This window comes from Acinetobacter sp. YWS30-1 (assembly GCF_033558715.1).
GTDB lineage: Bacteria > Pseudomonadota > Gammaproteobacteria > Pseudomonadales > Moraxellaceae > Acinetobacter.
Window position 1 is genome coordinate 2,369,716 of the sequence record NZ_CP114606.1, and the last position, 15,773, is coordinate 2,385,488.

Below are 15,773 nucleotides of genomic sequence, written 5' to 3' on the forward strand. Positions count from 1 at the left end.
TCTGAACAAATTCAGAGCATTCATCGACAAAACTTAATTTTGTTTACACAAATTGAGCGTATAGTAAGACATCTCAGCACTGCTGGATGTCTAATAAAAGATATAAAGCAACTAGAGAGAATTGATATGTCTATCCTAAGTTGGGACGATTTCGAAGATGATTCGCAAAAACCGGCTGCACCTGAACAGCAGCCTACGCCCGTCGAGCCGAAAAAAACGGCTAATCCGCAGATGGTATCTGATGCAAGCAACACATCGTCGAATGTGGCAGCTGCACAACCCGCTGCAGCCCCTCGAAGCGCAGGATCAAATTCAACCGATTCACTGGCAAGAGCATCTGCTTCCCTAGACCAACTGGACGTTGCGCCTGGTCTTGAAGAACTTGAGATGGGCGCACAGCGTGTACAGGTTGATGATAAACGTATGATCAACTGCCGTGCTGACTTGAACCAGTTAGTGCCATTCAAATACGAATGGGCTTGGCAGAAATATCTGGATGGTTGTGCGAACCACTGGATGCCTCAAGAAATCAACATGAACCACGACATCGCGTTGTGGAAGTCTGAAAATGGCTTGACTGAAGATGAACGTACCATCGTGATGCGTTCACTTGGTTTCTTCTCTACCGCGGATTCACTAGTAGCAAACAATCTGGTATTGGCGATCTACCGTCACATCACCAACCCTGAATGCCGTCAGTACATCCTGCGTCAGTCATTTGAAGAAGCGATTCATACGCATGCTTACCAGTACTGTATCGAGTCTTTAGGTATGGACGAAGGTGAAGTCTTCAACATGTACCGCGAAGTCCCATCAGTTGCACGTAAAGCGGCTTGGGGCCTGAAATATACACAATCTCTAAGTGATCCTACTTTCAAAACCGGTACACCAGAAAACGACCAGATCTTGCTTCGCAACCTGATCGCATTCTACTGTGTACTTGAAGGTATCTTCTTCTACTGCGGTTTCACCCAAATTCTGTCTATGGGTCGTCGTAACAAGATGAATGGTGTTGCTGAGCAATTCCAGTACATCCTGCGTGATGAATCTATGCACCTGAACTTCGGTATTGATATGATCAACCAGATCAAGATCGAGAACCCACATCTGTGGACTGCTGAATTCCAGCAAGAAGTGATTCAGATGATCCTTGAAGGCACCATGCTTGAAATCGAATATGCACGTGACACGATGCCACGCGGTGTATTGGGCATGAATGCCGGTATGATGGAAGAATACCTGAAATTTATCTGTAACCGTCGCTTGAGCCAGTTAGGCTTGCCTGAACAGTTTACTGGTGTGAACAATCCATTCCAGTGGATGTCAGAAATGATGGATCTACGTAAAGAGAAGAACTTCTTCGAAACTCGCGTAACAGATTATCAAACTGGTGGCGCGTTAAGCTGGTAAGAAATATCACATAATATATAAAGTATTATGATCAAAAAAACCGCCTAAAATGGCGGTTTTTTTATTGGATGAATGCTTAACTTATTTCATCTTTTCAACGATTTGTTCAGCTTTTTTCAGATGTGTCGCTACCGCAGTACGGGTGTGCGTCAACATGCTTTTTAATTCCGCATTTTTCGCACTTGGAATCAATTGTGTATCCAAAGTGTTCAGGGCTTTACGATGTACTTCAACCTGACTCATCATATAGTCTTTATCGGCTGCAGATGGCTTGCTCAGGTCAGTAACAATCTTGTCACTATCGCTTTGCAATGCCGTACTGAGACTGCTTGCTTGAGGAGTTAATTTTAAACGGTCTGCCAGAGCCTGGCCTTTTTTCTCGTTCGCTGTATGTTCGCTAATCATCATTTGCGCATACTTACGTGCGTCATCTGTTTTAAGTTTTGGCAAAGCTGTTTTTGCCTGTTTAATTTCACCGTTATTGACCGTACTTACAACCTTAATCACTTGACTCTCAGTTAAATTCATTCGGCTGTCATTTGATGCTTTAGAATTTGCTTGAGCAGCAGTTGAAGATTGCTGATTCATTGCCATTGTTTGACCAGCAGTGAATAGCAATACACCACTCATCGCAACGCAGTTAATCATCTTCTTCATTAGAATAGCTTTCATCATGACACCCTTTAATGTTTTATTAATTAAAATTGCCTTTATAAAATAGGTGAATTCACTTAAAAACAGTGTAATGTTTAAGTTGTTTTATGAGATCAATATATAAGCATTTATTAACTTAAGCATAGTCTGTTGGGGATTAGTTTCTTATTCAAACTCTACGTAAAAATTCGCAATATATTTATATTGAATAAAATACTAAAATTAATTAAGTTATTGATTTAAATTCTATTTTATAAATTTCAGTATATTTTTAGCCTTATTAAACTTATCTTAGTTTTGCTCCATTAAATCATTCCTTATTATTCAACAAATTAAGAAAATCTAAATTTAACTAAATTATTTGTTATCGGCTAAATCAACTTCTTATTAATCAGAACTTCTAGCTTTAGATAGTGAAAATTTATTACCTAAATATTTTTATAAAAGCTTGATCTCAAAATAAATTTCCTATGCTACTATCGGCCATATATGAATAATATTTATACAAATCCATAATAGCCAGAAGATAAATAGAGAGGGCTTATGAAAGGTTCCATCCTGGATTTTTCTATTCAAGATAATACGGGTTTTATCACAGGGGATGATAACAACCGCTACAGTTTTAGCGGTGCAGACTGGCGTGGACAACGCCCTCCTTCACGCGGTGACCGGGTTGATTTTATTGTTAACTCAACCGGTCAGGCAGCAGATATTTATCTGGCTTTGGGAAACTCGATTCATCTGGGAGAAAGCATTAGCAATCAGATTAATAAATATTCCAATCTGGATCAGGCTGAAGAGAATTACAGCAGTATCGACTGGTTTGTAAAATGTCTAACCAATTATGCAAACTTTTCAGGTCGTGCACGCCGTAAAGAATTTTGGTTCTTTATGCTGTTTTGTGTAATTTTAAGCATTATTAGTGAAGCCATTGATGCAGTTTTAGGCACCAAACCTTTGGTGAATGGCCTGCTAAATTTAGCGCTTCTGCTCCCAAGTCTGGCTGTAGGGGCACGTCGCTTGCATGACATTGGACGCTCTGGATGGTGGCAATTGCTTGTACTGACAGGGATAGGAGCCATTTTACTCATTATCTGGTGGGCAAGTGATACCAAAAAAGAAAATAATGAATATGGTGCTCCTGCCAAGTAATGGAACATTACATATCCCGTCTTGATACGGGATATGTTTATAGATTATTTAATTTAATATCAAAGCAATACGTAGGCAATTCATGCTGCAAGATCAGTTATCCAAACTTCCCAATGCAATATGGGTGCAAATTTATAAAGATAAAATGCAACTGATGGACAATGAGGGCACGATTGTGCAAACAATGGTCCCTCCCGTTCCCTATGCGCATGAACGCAGCATCATTGCCGACTTTAATGCTGCCTCAGACACCCTAAAACAGCTGGTATCTACTTCAATTGTTCAAAAACTTTGGGGCTCTACAACGCTGCTGCAAGTTATGGATATGCCTGAAGAGGGTCTGACAGCTCTTGAACAGCGTGCCCTGCTAGAATTAGGTTATGAAAATAGTGCACAAAAGGTGATTCTGTATGATCCCGCAGGTCAGGAAATTACGAAAGCGAGCTTAAGCACCACTTATCCTAAAACCAATCTAAAAATCTTTCTGGTTATCTTAATTGTCGTCATTGCTGCTTCTATCTGGTTTTTAACACTTTAAATGCCAGGCGGATTCAAGCGGCAAGTGCAACAGTATAAAAACCAGCCATAACTTCACTCGGTGTATACCAACCTAGTGTTTTTCTAGGACGATGGTTGAGTGCAAATTCTATCTGCTCTATTTGTTCGTTTGACACGCCATCAAACGATGATGATTTTGGCAGATATTGACGGATTAAACCATTCGTATTTTCATTTCTAGCTCGCTGAATAGACTTGTAAGGATCAGCAAAATACGTCTCTATGCCAGCATCAGTAATTCTTTTGTGTTCGGAAAATTCTTTGCCATTATCAAATGTCACACTATAAGCATGGCTCATTTGTAAACGATCTAATGCACAAGTAATCGTTTGAGAGGATGCTCTTGTTGGCCCTAAATGAACAATATGTACATACAGGCTCTTTCGATCAACGAGAGTCAATAAAGCACCTTTATGATGTTTACCAATCACCGTGTCACCTTCGAAATCTCCTAAACGTTGTCGTTGATCAATGACCTGGTCTCGGCAGTGAATACTTGTTTTATCAATGATTTGACCCCTACGATCCGTGTTTTTGTAACCGCGTTTTCGATATTTCTTCTGATGCCTTAAATGTAGATGAAGTTTACCGCCTTTTGATTTATCTTGATAAATGTACTGGTAAATCCACTCATGTGAAGGTACATCCAGCCAACCGCGTTGTGTTAAAGCACCTGAAATTTGTTCGGGTGACCAGTCCAAACCAATCAAATAATCAATATAAGCGAAGGCAAATGCTGTCATTGATGATGAAGGACGGTACCGTCTTTGACTTGCAAATTTAGCTGCCTGTTGAGCTCTATATCCACGTTGCCCAGTATTTCTTTTTAATTCACGGTAGATGGTTGATCGTGAACGTCCTAATTCCCGAGCAAGGGTAGCGATTGAACTTTTACTTTTCAAAGTAGCATAAATTTCGTATCTTTCATCTTGAGAAAGTTGGGTGTATTTCTTCATTGTGTGCTTTCCAATTGCGAGTTGAAAAAGTCTAATGATTCTATGAATACACCTAACTTTTTCAACTAACTACAAATGTGTTGCACTTGGGATTTGAATCTGCGCCATATAAAATTAAAAAACCCCGCATTAAGCGGGATTTTTTAATTGAAGTTCAATGACATCATAAATTTTTATGAATAATCCATTTTAAAAACTTCTGATTAGATTGGATTATATTTAATGATGTCATCCAGCTGTAAAGTTGCACTGTCTACATTCTGTAATATCAGCAAATCAGCGCGTGCAAAGGTGGTATTGGTATCGGAACCATCACGATCGATCGTCACGACTGTATCATCTCCACGTTGTTCGAGCGTGATATAGTTCCCCAGATTTGACGCATCTACTGCCTGATCACTTAATAATGCAGATACATCGATGGTGTCACCTTCAACTGCATTGAAGTCAGTCCAGGTATATGTACCATTGCCGCCAGTTGCATCAGCATTATTTAGTAAATAATAGATCGCTGTATCTGCTCCTGCACCACCTGTCAGGATGTCATCACCTGCACCACCCTGTAACAGGTTATCTGCTGGATCGTCGGCATAGTTAAGAATCTGGTTTACCTGATCAATATTGATCACCAGATTTGCTGAAGCACTTTCCTGATCGGCCTGTCCCGCATTACGCGTTACCGTATATTCAAATACTGATCCTAGACAGTATCGTGGACAACCAGCCCCTCTAAACTTTTAATATATTTCTGTTCAAAGGCTTCTGGACTTAACCAGCCGTTTGCAGAATGTCTTCTGACTCGATTGTAATAAATTTCAATATAGTCAAACAAGACAGCATTCGCTTCTTTTCGAGTCGAAAACACACTGCCATGTACCACATGACCTTTTAATGTATGAAAGAAGCTTTCAGTCACTGCATTATCCCAACAGTTTCCACGTCTAGACATACTCTGAGTACAATCATTTTTCAGTAACAGCGCTCTAAAATCACGACTACAGTACTGTGAGCCTTGGTCCGAATGAACCATAACACCAGTTGGATAACCCTGACGAGCCATTGCATAGTTAAACGTATCACACACCAACTGGCGGTCTATTCGATGGCTGGTTTGCCACCCCACGATACGACGGCTAAATAAATCTAGCATCACACATAAATACAACCAACCTTCTTTAGTGCGGATATAGGTAATGTCTGTTGTCCAGACTTTATTAGGCTGAGTAGCTGTAAATTGGCGATCCAACAAGTTGGGTGCTGTAGGCAAACGATGGGTTGAATCAGTCGTATGCTTGTATTTACGTGCAATCCTGCTACGTAAACCAAGCTTTTTTAGGATCCTTCCAATAGTACGTTCGCTCATGTTGTAACCTAAATCATGCATGTCATGTACTAATGAAGGTGCACCCAATCGTGCATGATGCTGCCAATATACGGCTTTTAAGTCATTATATTTCTGTGCCGTATTGGCTTGATGTTTTCGCCAGGCATAATAGCCTGAAGTGCTGACACCTAGGTATTTACAGGCAGAAGATACGGTGACTTCATTCATATCTAGATCTTGAATTACCGTGTACTTTTCTTGGCATGATCTGTTAGAAAGTACACATGCGCTTTTTTTAAGATGTCATTGGCTTCCTTGAGCTGTTTGACTTCTTTCTCTAATTCCACGATCCGCTGTTGTTCTGGTGAAAGTTGACGTTTGCTTGAACCTGCCGGATTGGTTTCACGAATCCATTTATCTAATGTTGAATAACCCACACCTAATTTCTGGGCGATTGCAGCTACAGACTCGTGTGAGTTTGAAAGTGCATAATCAATCGCTTGCTGTTTAAATTCGGGACTAAAACGTTTAGCCATTTCTTGAATCTCCAAAGATTAAAGTTACGTTATCTTTAGAGGCACGTGCTGTCCATTATTTTGTCTAGGATCATCCCGATGTATAATAGTACCGAATTATTTTGCGTAATTGATGATTTCTTTCTTAAATTTGAAGCAACCTACTGGAATTTCCTTAAACAAAGTCGTCGTTTCTCCAGAGTCCGAACCGCTCACTTGAGTATCTCAGAAATCACTTTTATCGCGATCTGGTATAAATGTTCTCATTTCACTAATTTCAAAGCATTTTTCACATGGTTGAAACAGGATAAAAATCATTTATTTAAAAGCTTACCCTGTTACCAACGGATGATTCATCTGATTAATAGACATCAATTAGCTCTACACGCTTTACATGTGGCGCTAATGAAAGGCCAAGGTACACAATATTTATGGATTGATTCAACACCTCTGCCAGTTTGTAAAAATCAACGTATTCAACGCCATAAATCATTAGTCCAAATTGCATCACGTGGTAGAAACTCAATGGGCTGGTTTTATGGCTGTAAATTACATATTGTGATGAATCAATTTGGTGAAATTGCTTGTTCTGCTTTATCCAATGGACATTTGGCTGATATCAAAATGGTTGAGAGACTCGTTAAAGAGATGGGAGCAAAGTTGTATGGAGATCGTGGCTATATTAGTCAAGAACTGAAGAGTAGGTTGAAAAAGCAAGGTATTGATTTAATTACCTATCATCGAAAAAATATGCAGGCTATACAACTTTCTGAGTCAGATAAATATCACTTAAAACAGCGCAATAAGATAGAGACTTTATTCAGTTTATTGAAAGGTCAGTACAATTTAGTGACAAGCAAAGCACATAGTGTTCATGGATTTCTAGGAGGGATTTACGCGTCCTTGTGTGCATATCAACTGATCCATAAAAATAAGCCAACAATTCAAATTATGAAGTCATCGGCTTAAGCAGGATTCGGGTTAAAATATGGAAAATATGTTTTTGTGAATTATAATCAAATAGGTTCATTAAAATATGACATTAATCACATAAAATGCATTATTATATTTATGTAAGCATGAAAAATATTAGAACAAAAGTATACAAACAATAGACCTCTTGCGAAAGTAAAAACTGCCTCAATATAGATTTCATGAAATATCAGAAATTAAATCGTTTTTCAGATTCTGAATTCCAGCGCTTGGTTGGTGTACCTCGAGCAGTTTTTAGTGAAATGGTCGAAGTTTTAAAAGAAGCAGAATCACTTAAAAAGAAATTAGGGCGTCCTCATACTTTAGCTATAGAGGATCAATTATTATTAACACTCAATTACTTACGGAGCTACAACACCCAATTGGAATTGGCGGCAAATTACCATATCGCTGAAAGTAATGTGAATCGAACTATTAAAAAGGTTGAAGATGCATTAATGAAATCAAGACGTTTTACCCTGCCAAAACGAAGCATTACCACAGCAGACGAACAATTTAACTGGGTAATTATTGATGCGACAGAATGTTTAATAGAACGCCCGAAAAAAAAATCAGAGTAAGTTCTACAGTGGTAAAAAGAAGAAACATACGTTAAAAGCCCAAGTGATCTATCATCCGAAGAGCAAACAAATCATAGGAGTAGATATATCGTCTGGCAGTCAGCATGATATTAAATTGGCAAGAAAAACAGTTAAGAAATTCAAACATTGTGACTATGTTATGACCGATTTAGGGTACTATGGGTTAGAGCAAGATGGCTTTAAATTATTGATGCCAATAAAGAAAAAGAAGAATTTACCCTTATTTGATGCTGAGAAAAATTACAATAAAATGATTGGAAAAATACGAGTTGTAATCGAACACATTAACAGTCAATTGAAAAGATTTAGAATACTAAGTGAACGCTATCGAAATAGACGGAAAAGATTCGGTTTACGCATTAACTTAATCGCTGCACTGGTAAACCGGATGAACTTGCAATAACGACTTTCGCAAGAGATCTAATTAATCAAGTTAACGCAATAAAACAGATTTCTATTCAAAAGGTGAAGTTAATAATGAATATAAAAAATGCTCCTAAACATAGAAGCATTTTATTTTTAATGAAAATAAAAAATTATTTTAAATAGTCTAATAAATGACTAAAGTTCTCAATCGTATATTTAGGCTGTGCCTGCTGTAATTCAATTTCTGAACCATAGCCGTATTTGACTGCAATCGACTCAATCCCATTATGGCGGGCACCAAAAATATCATGCTCACGGTCCCCCACCATAATGCATTGATCAGCCTGTATGCCTTGTTGTTCCAGGATATACTGAATCAGTTCCCCTTTATTGGTCCGATCACCATTCAGCTCACTGCCATAAATCTCAGTAAAATACTGGGCCAGATTAAAATGTTCCAGAATCTGTTTGGCATAAACGGTTGGTTTTGCTGTTGCGAGAAACAGGCGATAACCACGGCGTTTAAGTTCCGCCAGAGTTTCAGCTACGCCTTCAAAGACGTGATTTTCATATAAGCCAGTCACTGCAAAACGCTCACGATATGCCATTAGTGCCTGTTCAGCCAGGGTATCATCCGCATCTACATTCAGAATTTTGGCTAGCGAAGCTTTTAGAGGAGGCCCGATAATCCAGTCAATATTCGTGTCTTCACTGATCGGATGACCCACCTTTTCCAGACCATAGCGGGCAGAAGTCGTAATCCCCACTTTTGGATCAGTTAATGTACCATCCAAGTCAATTAAAATATTCTGAATCACACCTTGTCCCCTATGTTTGCAGCCGACATCAATTCATATCGTGAGTATAGCCAGATTTGTCTACCCTAAAGCAATTATTAGGCCATAAAAACAAGCCAAGAATGCCCATTTTCAGGGTAATCAACTCTATATTTTGATCAGATAAAACATACGAAATTTTGCCTGACAGACCGTTCTTGCAAGTGATAGAAATTAATATCGAGAGTTTGAATAAATTTGCCTATACTAAGGCAATTTTAGTGAATGAAGGACATCATTTTGCGACCTACCGTACTTTGCTTTTCAGGTTTAGATCCTTCAGGTGGAGCAGGCCTTCAAGCAGATATTGAAGCCATCGGTCAAAGTGGTGCTCATGCTGCAATAGCCTGTACAGCCCTGACTATCCAGAACTCACAACAGGTCTTTGGTTTTGAAGCAACTTCAAAGGAATTACTGCTGGCTCAGGCCAATGCTGTGGTAAAGGATCTGCCGATTCGTTGTGTTAAATCAGGCATGCTGGGAACGACTGAAAATATTGAAGCACTGGCAGAATTTCTAACTGCGCATCCGGACTATCAGTATGTACTGGATCCAGTGCTGGTAGCCAATAGTGGTGGCTCACTCGGCAATCAAGCCACACTGGTCAAAGCGTTTAAACAACTGATTCCGCTAGCCACGATTTTAACTCCAAATACAGTCGAGTTGCGCGCTCTGACAGGTGAGCAGGATTTAGATCAAGCCACGCAGAAACTGTTCGAAATGGGTGCCCACGCGATTCTTGTTAAAGGTGGCCACGAAGATACTCCCGACTATATCCAGAACCGTCTATATATTCAGGGTGAATTGATCAACGAAACCCGTTGTCCGCGCCTGGAAGGTGAATATCATGGCTCAGGCTGTTCACTGGCGAGTTTCATTGCCGGACGTCTAGCCTTGGGTGAACAGTTGAAAACAGCCGTACAACATGCAGAAACCTGGTTATTTGGTGTATTAAAAAATGCGGAAATTCCGGTACCGAATGGTCAGCGCATTCCAAAACGCTTTTAATCTTCCCTAAATAAAAAAGCCTGAACGATTCAGGCTTTTTTATGGCGATTTTTTTCAAGAATGGACAAATAGATGTGATGATCTTGTTTCAATGAAATTTAAAACTTTTGCCTTAACCTGCCAGTTTCACAGGGCGCAGTTTTTCAGTCTTCTCCTGAACAGGGACAGAAATATGTTGATAATGCAATTGCCACTGATCTTGCTGCTTGCTCAAGACCATGCTGAAGCGGCACCATTGCAAAGGGAAATATCGTTCCATCGCCGCATAAGCAATCCGGACATAACCATATACGAAAGCCATGTCATTATTGACCTGAATGGTGACCTCCTTCCGTTCAACGCGCATACCATTGTTGCGCATATATGGTCGGTACTGTTGCCATGCAGCCTGATAAGCCTCGATCCCTTTCAGTTCGGAGCTAATATCAATCAGACAGACATCTGGTCGGCAAAGTTGACGAATTTCGCTGAATTCAAGTGAACAAATAGCTTGATCCCATTTTTGTAAAAATGTCCTGACTTCCTGAGCCAGACATTCTTCCCCTATTATTTTCATTGAATACCTCTCTATAAGGTTTTATTCAGACTTGAAAACCGAGATTTCAAGCATCTCATTATTTTCAGTCTTTCTTGTTTTTCATTATTTTTAATTATGTAAATGGGTCCTAGTTTTACCCATCCCCCCATATATCAGGTCAAAAGTGTGACCTAATACCTAAAATTACACTATTTTTTAATTATAGGCAAAATTTTCTGATCAACTGCAATAATCAGGTGAATTTTGACTGATTATTTAAATTTTCATGCTCTAGTTTTATTTATCGTTCTTTATATTTCAAAATCGCTTTGATACTTCTCAATTTTTTATTAAGTTCTGATGTATTCAAGATAAAGAGAGAAACTAAGAAAACTTCATTTCCTAGTCCTCACTTCAATCTAAAAAAAATCAAATAATAGCTTTAGTATAAGTCTCTTTGTCCATTTCCAGAATTTCAACACAGAGCTGAATCTTTAACCCCGGCTGCGAGACAATGTGCTGCTGCATGACCTGAAGTACCAGCTTGGAAATTGCCTGGCGGATGTCCAGACTACGACCAGTCAGGAGAGAAACTTTAGCATGTACATAAGCCTGATCTGTCTCCTGCTCTAGTCCAATCACAAAATCCTGCTGTACAATCGCCCTACTTTTTAAATCATTCGGGTCATTAATATAACCGGCGTTAAATAAGGCCTGGTGAATTGCCAACATTAAAGGTCGGGTTTCAAGCTGCTGAATATTATCTGAATATTCAAGATGAAGATGAGGCATAAAGCATAGATCCAGGCATGATATGGCAATCAGAAGAGATTGATCTTCGAGTTTGAGGAAGAAGCATAGACCTTCAAACCCGAAGACCGAAAGCACTCATTCGTATAAGAACGTATCAGGCTTTTTTCACATATTCAGATTTGAGCTTCATGGCGCCAATGCCATCAATTTTACAGTCAATATCATGTCCATCAGTTGTATCGGGTAATAGACGAATATTTTTGACCTTAGTCCCGACTTTAACCACTGAAGAAGATCCTTTAATTTTAAGATCCTTAATCACTGTAACTGTATCACCATCAGCCAGCAGATTGCCATGCGCATCCTTGATGACCACGGTTTCCTCAGTTGCTTCCCCTTCTTTCCACTCATATCCACATTCTGGGCAGATTAACAAGTCACCATCTTCATAAGTATATTCAGACTGGCATTTTGGGCATTGTGGTAGAGCCATAGCAACCTCAACAAAATAAAAAAATAAAAGAAAAAACAAAAAATTAAAGCTGAACTATAGCATCTTTGGGTGGGTTCATGCTCAAGCTTTAAAAGGATCTCCCGCTCGACTTAATTAACTGAACTTAACCATCTAAAATATGTGGATTGACCAGCCAGGACAAAAGCTGCAATGACTCCTGCCAGCTTAAGTGACATGCAGATGGTGGTACCAGATCCGGATAACCCACCTGAATAATATGCAGGCTGGTGCCTACAGACACTTTTTCAAAGATGAGCGTGACTTCAATTTCACCTTTGACCTCAGGTGTAGAAAAGCAATCGGTATAGCGCAGTAACTGGTTAGGAATAACTTCATGATAGGTGCCATGTAAATGATGCTGGGTACCAGTGGCAAAATTGGTCAAGGTGATTTTATAGCTGCCTCCCGGTTTGACTTCGGCATGCTCAACTCTGGCAGTAAAGCCATGCGGTGCCAGCCATTTTGCGATGGCATCTGGATGAATAAAGGCCCGGTACACCCGTTCCGGTGGCGCACTGAATACGCGATGCATTTTTAGGGTATAACTCATTTCAGCCTACCTTTTTTTCTTGTTCTTACTGAAAGATTATTTTTATTTATTATTCGGACGGATCATCCCGATCTCGTCGGCCTCAGTATTTAAATAACTGCCCAACATACTGTACGGCCTAAATATAATTGTTATCTATCTATTTTATAGGATGTATAACAAAAAACTACAGTTGACCCGACCAATACCGCAGGCCATAAAAAACCCGGCTTAACCGGGCTTAAATAAGGAAATTTTGATTAGCTGCTACGAAGTTTGCTTTCGCCCTCTTCTGGGTCGCCCTCATCATCATAGACATAGGCCATACAGCCCCAGCCGTCATATTCACCCTGAAATTCAGCGGCAATTCTGGTAAACCATTGTTCTAAGTCGACAATATTTTCATAGGTAGGTTGCATATAGACATGAATGGTAATTGTCCACTCCAGCGTATCGCTCTCCTCATCCTGATATAGGCTTATCTTTTGTTCTTCTTTAAGCAGATGCAATGCACAGCGGTCAGCCTGTTCTTCACTATTAAAGGCTATCGAGAATTCAATTTCATGGTCGTCCTGCAGATCATCACCATCCTGATACATTTGCCACAGTACATGACCATTTTCATCGTCAGGGAATTTGTCATAATCGCGTGCCATAGAGATATCCTTATTATGATGTTTTATTATTCGATTCAGCTTAACTTATTTTATTTGAATTATCGAGTACAGAATATGAAAAAAAATTAACTTTCTCTAAATAAACAACTGAATTTTATCAATATAAATTTAAGAATTTGAGAAAAAAAGCTGCATTTTCATCTAATTAAAAATACCTGCATATCAATCTGCAGATTAAAAAATTTCATCGGTTGATCTGTCTTTTTTAATTGTAGTTAGGAAGCGATCACTGCAGATGGCTCAGACACTTGATTCTGTTGAAGCTCAAGTAAAACGGCGGCGAATTTAAGCTCTTCCAGACGTAAGTTCAGATAAGACTCCTGAATCATGGCCTGGCTCAAGCTTTGTCCTTTATAGTTCATCAGGCGATAATCATCTTTTAAGGATTGCAGCATTTCACCCAGATTATGAGTATTTAACTGGGACAAATAGAATTCTGCCCTGCTATTAAATGCCAGACTCAAAATCTCGATGGTGCTCTTGCGACGATCCTCATCGACATAATTACAGCTGGCCACCTGCTGCTGTTCTTTGGCCTGCTCAATCTGTGTTCTGATAGTCAGTAAATGCCGGGCTGCATCAGTATCGTTGTAGCCACTAATGAGCTGATCCAGAAGCTGCGTGACCGGCAGATCAAAACCATGTTGATAGCCCTTGATCTTATGCTCGAGAGCTTCAACTACTTCTTGCAGTCGCTGTTGTTCTTTAGCCTGCTGATAATAAGCCTGTAAAGCTTTTCGAGCCTGTCGCTCAATATCAGCTTCGGCCTGAGTCTGTAAATTCTGTAAATACGCTTTGACCTGAGCGATATAGGCTTTGAGATCATCCAGCATGATGGAAGCATCAAGCTTGGTTACTTCTACGAAATTTTCGGCCTGCAAGCTGCGGTTAATAATGTATTGTTCGATGTCACAGATATCCTGATATTGTTTATATTTATTCAGTTCAGTTCTGGCACTTCCCAGTTGCATCCGTAGCTGGGTCATTTCATAATTTAATTCATCAACTTGTGTTTCATAATCAGCCAATTTACTGCGTGAATGATCCAGATTTTCCTGTAAGGACTGAATATTGTTTCTTGATAATTTCAGGCTATTGAATACCCATAGTAATACAATGATTAAAACACTTGCGAGAACAAAGAGCACGCCACTTAGCATCATCCTGTCCCTTACCCCTTGCACCATATATAGGCACTAAAAAATTAAAAATTTATGATGTTTTAAAGTTATTCTGCATAATTTAATGATGAGAATCAAAGATAAAAAATGACCATAAACATTTAATATAATTGATCTTTTAAATGATTTTTCACCTATAAAACCTTAATATTTTTATGCCTATCAATTTACTTAAAATGAATCTGTTGGTGATAATCAATTAAAGGGGTTTTTATTTTTATATCGAATGTTATAAGAACAAACCCCTGAGAGACTGCAAATCTTGATAAAAACTGAATAAAAATAGATAGATCAAACAGTTAAACTAAAGATAAAGTGATAAAGTCCCTTAAATGATTCCTGAAATTTTTCCGGGTACACTTTTTTAATTTCAAAAAATCATTACTTGATAAGACATGATTCAGAACATAATTTTTCTAGAAAACTGCTTAAATTCAACTCCATAATTTTCCGATGACTGAAATAAATTCTGACATTTCTGTTGCAGCTTACTAAAATTTAAATATTTATCAGAATCCATATTCATTTTTTGAATGCTTAAATTTTACTAAAATGGTGCAGGTGCAAGAATTTCAACTTTATGACCACTCAAGGGTTGAGTAAAAGTCAGTTCACTGGCATGCAAGGCCATGCGATTAAGAGGGCTACGCGTTGGTTCCGGATGATAGATTTTATCGCCCGTAATCGGATGACCGATATGCAGCATGTGGACTCTGAGCTGATGTGAACGCCCGGTAATTGGCGTTAGTAATACCCGGCTGATGTCTTGCTCAGGCAGATATCCCAGCCGTTGATACAGTGTTTTGGCAGCTTTACCCAGTTCAAAATGCACCATTTGCCGAGGGCGATTTTCCCAGTCAGTAATCAAAGGTACATCGACACTGCCCTCGGCCTGAATTTCTCCCTGTACCAGCGCAATATAGTGTTTGCTGACTGTACGTGCCTGAAACATTTTGCTGACCGCCACTTCAGCATCGCGATGTTTGGCAAACATCAGGATACCAGACGTGGCCATATCCAGACGATGGGTAATTTTGGCATTCGGATAACGCTCTAGTACCCGTAGATAAGCACTGTCATGATGCTCAGGCAAACGTCCCGGAACAGACAACAAACCGGCCGGCTTCTCAATGACAACCAGATCATCATCTTCATACAGAATATGCAATGGGTCTTGAGGCGGCGCGTAGACAAAGTTGTCGTTAATAGGCATGTGCTGTAAGCATTCAGGAGAAAACGCGCAAAATAA

At 39.3% G+C, this 15,773-nt stretch carries 18 protein-coding genes; 6 read left to right on the top strand and 12 right to left on the bottom strand.

The window, feature by feature from the left end; all coding sequences use genetic code 11:
• The first annotated feature begins 126 nt into the window (after positions 1–126).
• Positions 127–1,410 (top strand): ribonucleotide-diphosphate reductase subunit beta, encoded by a 1,284-nt coding sequence (locus O4M77_RS11160; RefSeq protein WP_004785102.1) that lies wholly within the window; start codon positions 127–129, stop codon positions 1,408–1,410.
• Positions 1,411–1,491: 81 nt separating this feature from the next.
• Here O4M77_RS11160 and O4M77_RS11165 read toward each other — a convergent pair whose 3' ends face one another.
• Positions 1,492–2,082, bottom strand: a complete 591-nt coding sequence (locus O4M77_RS11165) for a DUF4142 domain-containing protein (RefSeq protein ID WP_180012383.1) — start codon at positions 2,080–2,082, stop codon at positions 1,492–1,494.
• Positions 2,083–2,607: 525 nt separating this feature from the next.
• Between O4M77_RS11165 and O4M77_RS11170 the strand changes: the two genes are divergently transcribed.
• Positions 2,608–3,216: a DUF805 domain-containing protein gene (locus O4M77_RS11170; protein WP_159124294.1), complete on the top strand. Its 609-nt coding sequence runs from the start codon at positions 2,608–2,610 to the stop codon at positions 3,214–3,216.
• A gap of 82 nt (positions 3,217–3,298) precedes the next feature.
• Positions 3,299–3,754 carry a hypothetical protein gene (locus O4M77_RS11175; protein WP_034706330.1) on the top strand — a complete coding sequence of 152 codons (456 nt, stop codon included), beginning with the start codon at positions 3,299–3,301 and terminating at the stop codon, positions 3,752–3,754.
• A gap of 13 nt (positions 3,755–3,767) precedes the next feature.
• On the opposite strand, the gene O4M77_RS11180 is transcribed toward O4M77_RS11175, so the two are convergent.
• The 3 genes from O4M77_RS11180 to O4M77_RS11190 all read right to left on the bottom strand — a co-directional run bounded on the left by O4M77_RS11180 (position 3,768) and on the right by O4M77_RS11190 (position 6,590).
• On the bottom strand, positions 3,768–4,730 hold the full coding sequence (locus tag O4M77_RS11180; RefSeq protein ID WP_125279924.1) for an IS30-like element IS18 family transposase: 963 nt from the start codon (positions 4,728–4,730) through the stop codon (positions 3,768–3,770).
• A 203-nt stretch (positions 4,731–4,933) separates the two neighbouring features.
• Positions 4,934–5,359, bottom strand: a complete 426-nt coding sequence (locus O4M77_RS11185) for a type I secretion C-terminal target domain-containing protein (protein WP_180012385.1) — start codon at positions 5,357–5,359, stop codon at positions 4,934–4,936.
• Positions 5,360–5,430: 71 nt separating this feature from the next.
• Positions 5,431–6,590 (bottom strand): IS3 family transposase gene (locus tag O4M77_RS11190; RefSeq protein ID WP_180075227.1). Its coding sequence is split into 2 segments (ribosomal slippage): positions 5,431–6,356 and positions 6,356–6,590, totalling 1,161 coding nucleotides; the frame shifts between segments, so codons are not numbered across the junction.
• A gap of 78 nt (positions 6,591–6,668) precedes the next feature.
• On the opposite strand from O4M77_RS11190, the gene O4M77_RS11195 reads away from it, so the two are divergent.
• Both O4M77_RS11195 and O4M77_RS11200 read left to right on the top strand, forming a co-directional pair.
• Positions 6,669–7,538, top strand: coding sequence for an IS982 family transposase (locus O4M77_RS11195; RefSeq protein ID WP_323713469.1), 870 nt, complete (start codon positions 6,669–6,671; stop codon positions 7,536–7,538).
• A gap of 185 nt (positions 7,539–7,723) precedes the next feature.
• Positions 7,724–8,546, top strand: a protein-coding gene (locus O4M77_RS11200; protein ID WP_085064288.1) for an IS5 family transposase whose coding sequence is annotated in 2 segments (ribosomal slippage) — positions 7,724–8,104 and positions 8,106–8,546 — 822 coding nt in all. Because the reading frame shifts where the segments join, the coding sequence is not laid out codon by codon here.
• Between the two features lie 133 nt (positions 8,547–8,679).
• Here O4M77_RS11200 and O4M77_RS11205 read toward each other — a convergent pair.
• Positions 8,680–9,327, bottom strand: a complete 648-nt coding sequence (locus O4M77_RS11205) for an HAD family hydrolase (protein WP_180004020.1) — start codon at positions 9,325–9,327, stop codon at positions 8,680–8,682.
• A 258-nt stretch (positions 9,328–9,585) separates the two neighbouring features.
• Between O4M77_RS11205 and O4M77_RS11210 the strand changes: the two genes are divergently transcribed.
• The gene (locus tag O4M77_RS11210) at positions 9,586–10,353 is read left to right on the top strand and encodes a hydroxymethylpyrimidine/phosphomethylpyrimidine kinase (protein WP_180012494.1); all 768 of its coding nucleotides are present in this window, start codon (positions 9,586–9,588) and stop codon (positions 10,351–10,353) included.
• A gap of 112 nt (positions 10,354–10,465) precedes the next feature.
• On the opposite strand, the gene O4M77_RS11215 is transcribed toward O4M77_RS11210, so the two are convergent.
• The 7 genes from O4M77_RS11215 to O4M77_RS11245 all read right to left on the bottom strand — a co-directional run bounded on the left by O4M77_RS11215 (position 10,466) and on the right by O4M77_RS11245 (position 15,737).
• Positions 10,466–10,909 (bottom strand): YybH family protein, encoded by a 444-nt coding sequence (locus O4M77_RS11215; protein WP_159123697.1) that lies wholly within the window; start codon positions 10,907–10,909, stop codon positions 10,466–10,468.
• Between the two features lie 390 nt (positions 10,910–11,299).
• Positions 11,300–11,662 carry a 5-carboxymethyl-2-hydroxymuconate Delta-isomerase gene (locus tag O4M77_RS11220; RefSeq protein ID WP_004785128.1) on the bottom strand — a complete coding sequence of 121 codons (363 nt, stop codon included), beginning with the start codon at positions 11,660–11,662 and terminating at the stop codon, positions 11,300–11,302.
• Positions 11,663–11,777: 115 nt separating this feature from the next.
• Positions 11,778–12,116, bottom strand: coding sequence for a zinc ribbon domain-containing protein YjdM (locus O4M77_RS11225; RefSeq protein ID WP_323713470.1), 339 nt, complete (start codon positions 12,114–12,116; stop codon positions 11,778–11,780).
• Positions 12,117–12,240: 124 nt separating this feature from the next.
• Positions 12,241–12,687: an SRPBCC domain-containing protein gene (locus tag O4M77_RS11230; RefSeq protein ID WP_004785131.1), complete on the bottom strand. Its 447-nt coding sequence runs from the start codon at positions 12,685–12,687 to the stop codon at positions 12,241–12,243.
• 239 nt (positions 12,688–12,926) lie between these two features.
• Entirely contained in the window at positions 12,927–13,322 is a 396-nt protein-coding gene (locus O4M77_RS11235; RefSeq protein WP_034171734.1) for a ribonuclease E inhibitor RraB, read from the bottom strand.
• Between the two features lie 236 nt (positions 13,323–13,558).
• A complete protein-coding gene (locus tag O4M77_RS11240; RefSeq protein ID WP_180012492.1) occupies positions 13,559–14,503 on the bottom strand; it encodes a hypothetical protein in 945 nt (314 codons plus the stop codon).
• A 568-nt stretch (positions 14,504–15,071) separates the two neighbouring features.
• Positions 15,072–15,737 carry a pseudouridine synthase gene (locus tag O4M77_RS11245; RefSeq protein ID WP_179993180.1) on the bottom strand — a complete coding sequence of 222 codons (666 nt, stop codon included), beginning with the start codon at positions 15,735–15,737 and terminating at the stop codon, positions 15,072–15,074.
• Positions 15,738–15,773: the final 36 nt, after the last annotated feature.

Bases quoted from the DNA above. Each gene is read 5' to 3' on its own strand.
- O4M77_RS11160 (WP_004785102.1), top strand. From the start codon at position 127: ATGTCTATCCTAAGTTGGGACGATTTCGAAGATGATTCGCAAAAACCG.
- O4M77_RS11165 (WP_180012383.1), bottom strand. From the start codon at position 2,082: ATGAAAGCTATTCTAATGAAGAAGATGATTAACTGCGTTGCGATGAGT.
- O4M77_RS11170 (WP_159124294.1), top strand. From the start codon at position 2,608: ATGAAAGGTTCCATCCTGGATTTTTCTATTCAAGATAATACGGGTTTT.
- O4M77_RS11175 (WP_034706330.1), top strand. From the start codon at position 3,299: ATGCTGCAAGATCAGTTATCCAAACTTCCCAATGCAATATGGGTGCAA.
- O4M77_RS11180 (WP_125279924.1), bottom strand. From the start codon at position 4,730: ATGAAGAAATACACCCAACTTTCTCAAGATGAAAGATACGAAATTTAT.
- O4M77_RS11195 (WP_323713469.1), top strand. From the start codon at position 6,669: ATGTATAATAGTACCGAATTATTTTGCGTAATTGATGATTTCTTTCTT.
- O4M77_RS11215 (WP_159123697.1), bottom strand. From the start codon at position 10,909: ATGAAAATAATAGGGGAAGAATGTCTGGCTCAGGAAGTCAGGACATTT.
- O4M77_RS11220 (WP_004785128.1), bottom strand. From the start codon at position 11,662: ATGCCTCATCTTCATCTTGAATATTCAGATAATATTCAGCAGCTTGAA.
- O4M77_RS11225 (WP_323713470.1), bottom strand. From the start codon at position 12,116: ATGGCTCTACCACAATGCCCAAAATGCCAGTCTGAATATACTTATGAA.
- O4M77_RS11230 (WP_004785131.1), bottom strand. From the start codon at position 12,687: ATGAGTTATACCCTAAAAATGCATCGCGTATTCAGTGCGCCACCGGAA.
- O4M77_RS11235 (WP_034171734.1), bottom strand. From the start codon at position 13,322: ATGGCACGCGATTATGACAAATTCCCTGACGATGAAAATGGTCATGTA.
- O4M77_RS11240 (WP_180012492.1), bottom strand. From the start codon at position 14,503: ATGCTAAGTGGCGTGCTCTTTGTTCTCGCAAGTGTTTTAATCATTGTA.
- O4M77_RS11245 (WP_179993180.1), bottom strand. From the start codon at position 15,737: ATGCCTATTAACGACAACTTTGTCTACGCGCCGCCTCAAGACCCATTG.